General features: G+C 38.1%; 5 protein-coding genes and 1 tRNA gene. 3 read left to right on the forward strand and 3 right to left on the reverse strand.

The window, feature by feature from the left end; translation table 11 throughout:
- Positions 1-17 precede the first annotated feature (17 nt).
- Positions 18-869: a LysR family transcriptional regulator gene (locus MMP72_RS11630; protein ID WP_241317438.1), complete on the reverse strand. Its 852-nt coding sequence runs from the start codon at positions 867-869 to the stop codon at positions 18-20.
- A 168-nt stretch (positions 870-1037) separates the two neighbouring features.
- Here MMP72_RS11630 and MMP72_RS11635 point away from each other — a divergent pair, with 168 nt between their 5' ends.
- The 3 genes from MMP72_RS11635 to MMP72_RS11645 all read left to right on the forward strand — a co-directional run bounded on the left by MMP72_RS11635 (position 1038) and on the right by MMP72_RS11645 (position 4490).
- Entirely contained in the window at positions 1038-1949 is a 912-nt protein-coding gene (locus MMP72_RS11635; RefSeq protein WP_241317441.1) for a DMT family transporter, read from the forward strand.
- 334 nt (positions 1950-2283) lie between these two features.
- A complete protein-coding gene (locus MMP72_RS11640) occupies positions 2284-4314 on the forward strand; it encodes an NADPH-dependent 2,4-dienoyl-CoA reductase (protein ID WP_241317443.1) in 2031 nt (676 codons plus the stop codon).
- 86 nt (positions 4315-4400) lie between these two features.
- Positions 4401-4490 (forward strand) — tRNA-Ser (locus tag MMP72_RS11645).
- Between the two features lie 234 nt (positions 4491-4724).
- Here MMP72_RS11645 and MMP72_RS11650 read toward each other — a convergent pair.
- Positions 4725-5714, reverse strand: coding sequence for a hypothetical protein (locus MMP72_RS11650; RefSeq protein WP_241317445.1), 990 nt, complete (start codon positions 5712-5714; stop codon positions 4725-4727).
- Entirely contained in the window at positions 5711-5935 is a 225-nt protein-coding gene (locus tag MMP72_RS11655; RefSeq protein WP_241317448.1) for a hypothetical protein, read from the reverse strand. Before MMP72_RS11655 ends, MMP72_RS11650 begins: the two co-directional genes overlap by 4 nt.
- Between the last annotated feature and the right edge of the window lie 65 nt (positions 5936-6000).

A 6000-nucleotide genomic window follows, 5' to 3' on the forward strand; every position in this document is an offset into this window, starting at 1 on the left:
GAAATCATCGACCTAAATTAAAGTGAATCATTTAAGCCAATCACTTGTTTTTCGATTGGGGTAAACACATGATCATGACGAGCGATCAGATATAAACCAATATCTCGATATTGTTCTGGTGTTTCCATATAGTATTGAATATTAAATTTTTTAAGTAAAGATTTGGCAATCATTGATATGCCCATACCCAGTTGGCTAAATTGCACCAATGCCTCATGATCATAAATATGCGTTAGCTCACCTTTGCTCAGGTTATAGTCCGCATAAATATTATTCAGCGTTGTTGCATAACAACATTCCTCTGAAGCAAGTAGAATATTCTGATGATTGAGGCAATCCTCAAGCTTATCGTGATTGATAACATTTTTACCAATGATCACCAGTTGATCATCTGCCTTTTGAATATATTGCAGATTCTTTTGTGTTGGATGACCGAGTACATAAGCAATATCCAGATTTCCTCGTAAAATTTCATCTTCAATATAGCCTGTTGCACCTGTTTTCATGGTGATTGAAAGGTCAGGGTAGGCAGCATAGAGCTGGCTGAAAGAGGGATAAAAACGCATACCGCCTAAGCTGGTATTGGTACCAAAACGTAAGTAATTTTCTTGTTGATACAGTTTATTTTCGGTTTCTTCCCACGTGAAAATCATTTTTTTATATTGAGCATATAGATTCATGCCTGATTCTGTCAGCTCAACACCTTTGGGCTTACGAATAAAAAGTTGACGTTTATAGTGATTTTCAATTTTTTTAATTTTAGCGGTCATATTGGACTGTAGATAATTAAGTTTGTTTGCCGCCGCTGTAATACTTTTTAGTTCGGCAACGGTGACAAATGATTTGATATCGTTAATGTCAATATTCACGCTATATCCTCAATATTTCGGCTGATGCACGTTCAAAAAATTAAATGAAGGAAGGTCTTCTTTAAAATATGCATCAAAAAAAATGATGTATACATTAAAACATAGCATTATTCATGATGTCATTTATTTTTTAAACTTGTCTCACTTTCTATCTGTTGAGTAGAACATGTGAATATTAGAGTCATTAGTGCAATTGGGTTGCTATGTTTGGTTTGGGGATCGTTGTGGGGGCTGGTTAAACATAGCTTACTGATCTTTCCACCATTCTTATTTATTGCTACACGATTGCTTCTCGCTGCGTTCACCTTAATGGTGGTTCAACTCATTCTCAGAAGATCGATTTTGCCGAAACACGGTGAATGGAAACAGTTGATCATTTCCAGTCTACTGATTTGTTTTGGTTTTTATGCCACACAGACTTTTGCGATGCAATTTGTTGATTCAGGTTTATCTGCTGTTTTGGTCTTTACAATGCCAATTTTTATTGGGGTTTTAGCGCATTATTTTTTAAATGAACGTTTGAATGTACAGAAAATTTTAGGATTGATTCTTGGTACTTTGGGGTTGATCGCGATACTTTGGCCACAATTACACCATTTACATATGAATGTATCATTGCTTGGGCAGGTATTGTTGGTGTTCTCTGGCTTTTTTTGGGCAATGGCAACGGTTTATATTAAAAAGAATTTTGCCGCTTATGACAAAATAAAGCTCACTATTTGGCAACTGTTTATGGGTGGCAGTGTCATTTTGGTGGGTGCTTTAATCTTTGAGCCGATTGATCTTAAAGTTTGGTTGAATCCTTTGAATGAGTCGATACTTTTTTATATTGCTGTGATTGGAACTGGCTTTGCATTCGTATTATGGAATTGGATAGTGAGTCAGGTGGATACCTTTATTGCCTCAATTTCAATTATGTGCATTCCAATTTTAAGCTTGTTTTTTGGCTATCTGATTTGGCATGAACCATTAACCATCAATATTTTGGTTGGCGCAGCATTTATTTGTCTAGGGATTTTTATCAGCGCTTTGAAAATGCAAAGAAATCGTTTCATATGCTCAGACAGTAACGCTCGCTAAGCCAATGTTTGCTCATGCTGATCAATCCGTAAGGTATAAAAAGCAAGCTGAACTGCATTGATTTAATCAAGCCATTCTATTTTGATTCATCGCACATCAGTCATGTTTTTACATGGCTGATTTTTTATTTTCATTTTTTTATTTGGGTGAGTATACGTTATATAGGTTATAAGTCATTATTATCAATAATTATTTTTAGAAAACATGTTGAATAACTCATGCATAATTGACACTTTAAACATCGAAAATATGAGAAAAAGTCATCCCAAAGAGCCAAAAAAGTATTAAAGTACTATGCAACAAGTTGCAAAGCCAAAAATAGAGAAGGAATACCATGACTAGCTATGCAAATATTTTAAAACCATTACATCTAGGCTTTACCACAATTAAAAACCGTGTGGTGATGGGCTCTATGCACACAGGCTTAGAAGATCGTTTCTTTAACTATCCTAAACTTGCTGCTTATTTTGAAGAAAGAGCAAAGGGTGGTGTAGGCTTAATTATTACAGGTGGTATTTCTCCAAATCGCCAAGGCTGGTTGTTGCCTGCTGGCGGTACCATGAATAGTTTAGCTGATATTCCACATCATCGCCTTGTGACGCATGCAGTACATAAGCATGGTTCTAAAATTCTTATGCAAATTCTGCATTCAGGTCGTTATGGTTATCAACCATTTGTGGTGTCTTCAAGCTCAGTAAAATCGCCTATTTCACCGTTTAAACCGCGTGAAATGAGCAATAAAAATATTTTAGATACGATTGGTGACTATGCCCGTTGTGCCAGTTTAGCCAAGAAAGCTGGCTATGATGGCGTTGAAATTATGGGTTCTGAAGGGTATTTACTGAATCAGTTTCTCAGTCGTCATGTCAACCAACGTACTGATCGTTGGGGGGGCGATATTGAAAATCGTATGCGTTTTGCGGTGGAAATTGTTAAATCCATTCGTTCTAAAGTCGGTGAAAAATTCATCATTGCTTTCCGCCTTTCTTTACTAGATTTAGTGCATGATGGTAATACCATGCAAGAAGTTATTCTTGTAGCTAAGGCATTAGAGAAAGCAGGGGTAACTTTATTAAATACAGGAATTGGTTGGCATGAAGCACGTGTTCCGACCATTGTAACGTCAGTTCCTCGTGCTGCATTTGTTGACTATACTGCATTTGTTAAACAGCACGTTTCTATTCCTGTGATTGCATCAAACCGTATCAATATGCCAGACGTTGCGGAAGATATTATCGCTTCTGGTAAGGCTGATATGGTGCAAATGGCGCGTCCGTTCTTGGCTGATCCATATTGGGTCAATAAAACTGCGACTAATCGTGTTGACGAAATTAATACCTGTATCGCATGTAACCAAGCTTGTTTAGATCATACCTTCAAAAATCAGCGTGCGACCTGTTTAGTCAATCCACAAGCAGCTTTTGAAACAGAGCTGGTCTATATCAAAACTAAAAAACCAAAACGTATTGCAGTTGTTGGTGGTGGTGTTGCTGGGATGTCAGCGGCAACTGTGGCGGCAAGTCGTGGGCATGCAGTAACTTTGTTTGAAGCAAATAATGATGTTGGTGGTCAGTTTAATTTAGCCAAAGTTGTTCCTGGTAAAGAGGAATTTCATGAAACCATTCGTTATTTTAAAGTTCAACTCAAACAAACAGGTGTTGATTTACGCTTAAATACTCAAGTGAGTCGTGAACAACTTGAAGGTGAGGGTTTTGATGAAGTCATTGTGGCGACAGGTGTTGTGCCTCGTGCATTAAAAATCCAAGGTAGTACCGCTCCACAAGTTCTATCTTATGCAGAAGTGCTAAGAGGTGCGGAAGTTGGTCATAAAGTTGCAGTGATTGGTGCTGGTGGAATTGGCTTTGATGTATCGGAGTTTCTATTAAAACCAGCACATCAACCTCAGCCACAACCGCTTGCGGATTGGCAGCGTGAATGGGGAGTTGATCCGAACCCAAATTATATTTCTGAAGGTGGTATGCAGCGCCCAGAAGTTGAAATGCCAGTACGCCAAATCTTTTTATTGCAACGTAAAACCACGCCTCTTGGGATTGGTTTAGGTAAAACCTCGGGTTGGGTGCATCGTGCGCAATTGAAAAAACATGCGGTGCGTATGCTTCGTGGTGTGCAGTATAAAGCCGTAACTGATGAGGGGTTATGGGTTGAGCATAACGGACATGATCAGTTATTGCGCGTCGATACGATTGTGGTTTGTGCAGGTCAAGAATCAGTCAAAGATTTAATGCCTAAAGAGGGCGAACATACGTTTGCAAATTATCATATTATTGGCGGTGCCAAGCTAGCTGCGGAACTCGATGCGAAACGTGCAATTCGTGATGGCGCAGAGTTGGCTGCTCGACTTTAATAATTGATGAAACAATATGCATTTGAATACATTGCAGTTAAATATTCCTTGAATAAAAGAAACAAGCTTTGTATTCTTACGCACATGGAAGCGTGGCAGAGCGGTTTAATGCACCGGTCTTGAAAACCGACGAGGGTGTGAGTCCTCCGTGAGTTCGAATCTCACCGCTTCCGCCAAATATCTAAATAAGCCCTTGTTATTACAAGGGCTTATTTTTTACTTGTGATTTTACCCCTCAACCTACCCCACATAAAAAATTGGATTAAATTAAATCATTTGGGTACATTTTGGATGAGGTAGGAAAGGGGGCTGAATAAGTTTAATCTCACCAGAAGTATTACAACTATTTTTGAAGTATAAAAAAGCCCAATAATAATTATTGGGCTTTTAATGTTCCTAAGGGAATATCCTTAGTACATGATGTACTCAAATCTTGGTGATATCACTTTAGATTGGTAATAGTAATATCTCAAAGGATAGAGCATATTGTTAAATATTACTTTCCACTCTGCTAAGTTTGTGCCTTGAAAGTTATCACGTTCAATTTTCAAGGTACGATTAAAGATTTGTGATAAGTCTAATTGAATGGTTAGTTGACTCTCTGTGTCGAAAGTATGCGATAAAAGGTTTTGATCTTGGGATTGTTGCAACAAATGCTGTTCATCGTGATAAACCAGCATATTCAGGTAATACTGACCATGCAACGATCTTTGGATACGCCACTGGATGCAAAGCAACTTGTCCTGATTCAGTTGCTGAAGCTCATTAATCAATTTACTTTTAAGCTGAATAGCTTGTTTCTCAAGCTCCTTAAGCTGTAAGTGTTCAATATTACCTGTAGAGGTAAAGAAAAAAGAAAGCCTGGTTAGGTTTAGATTGGTGTGTTGAGTAAGTAATTGACTAACAATACGTGAGTTTTCCCGAGTTTGGCTTGAGTTGAGCTCTTTGCGTTTCTTAACATCATTCTCAGCCTCGCTACTAGCCGAATAGCCACGTACCTCATTCCAAAGTTGCTTTAAGATAGAGTTTATTGGTTCTTTATTAGGGTCTTGATTGATATTTAAAATATCAAACCAACCGTACTGTTGCATGATCTGCTTAGTTTTGACGAAAAGAAACAGTGCATCTTTACTTGTTACCAATTCATTCGGTAATGTGTCGAGCTGTAGAGCATAGCCATTACTAATTAGATCATTTGTCATTTTAAATACGCGATCTAACTCGATCAGAGCTGGAGTAGGTGTTAATACCTCACCTCGAAGCTGAAAAGGTTTGGAGCTTTTTAAGCTCATTTGGCGACTTGTTTCGCTTAACTGTTCAAGCCATCTCATTGTTGGGATATTCAGTTGATTACCAATTACATCCATATTATTCATTTGTGCTAATTGTTCAAAACTCATGGTGCACTCCTCAATTGTTTTTTCTTGACTACAACGGCAGGACTGGTTGATGGTTTAGGTAGGTTTTTGAAATCACGTGGGCGACCAACTGGACTCGCTTTAGAAGGAAGTTGACTGGTTCCAAACACACGTAAATTACGGTTAAGAAGACGCTTATCAATTAAGAATTGATCTTGTTTGCAGATGTAGACGGCTTTGTTGCACAAAGATTTGAAATGCAAAGCGCCCCTAATTGAGCCAAATTTAAGGCGTAACTTGGGTAAGTGGTCGACCTAATTCCGTAAAT

The organism is Acinetobacter sp. NIPH 2699 (assembly GCF_022549355.1).
In the GTDB taxonomy this organism is placed as follows: domain Bacteria; phylum Pseudomonadota; class Gammaproteobacteria; order Pseudomonadales; family Moraxellaceae; genus Acinetobacter.

Bases quoted from the DNA above. Each gene is read 5' to 3' on its own strand.
- MMP72_RS11640 (WP_241317443.1), top strand. From the start codon at position 2,284: ATGACTAGCTATGCAAATATTTTAAAACCATTACATCTAGGCTTTACC.
- MMP72_RS11650 (WP_241317445.1), bottom strand. From the start codon at position 5,714: ATGAGTTTTGAACAATTAGCACAAATGAATAATATGGATGTAATTGGT.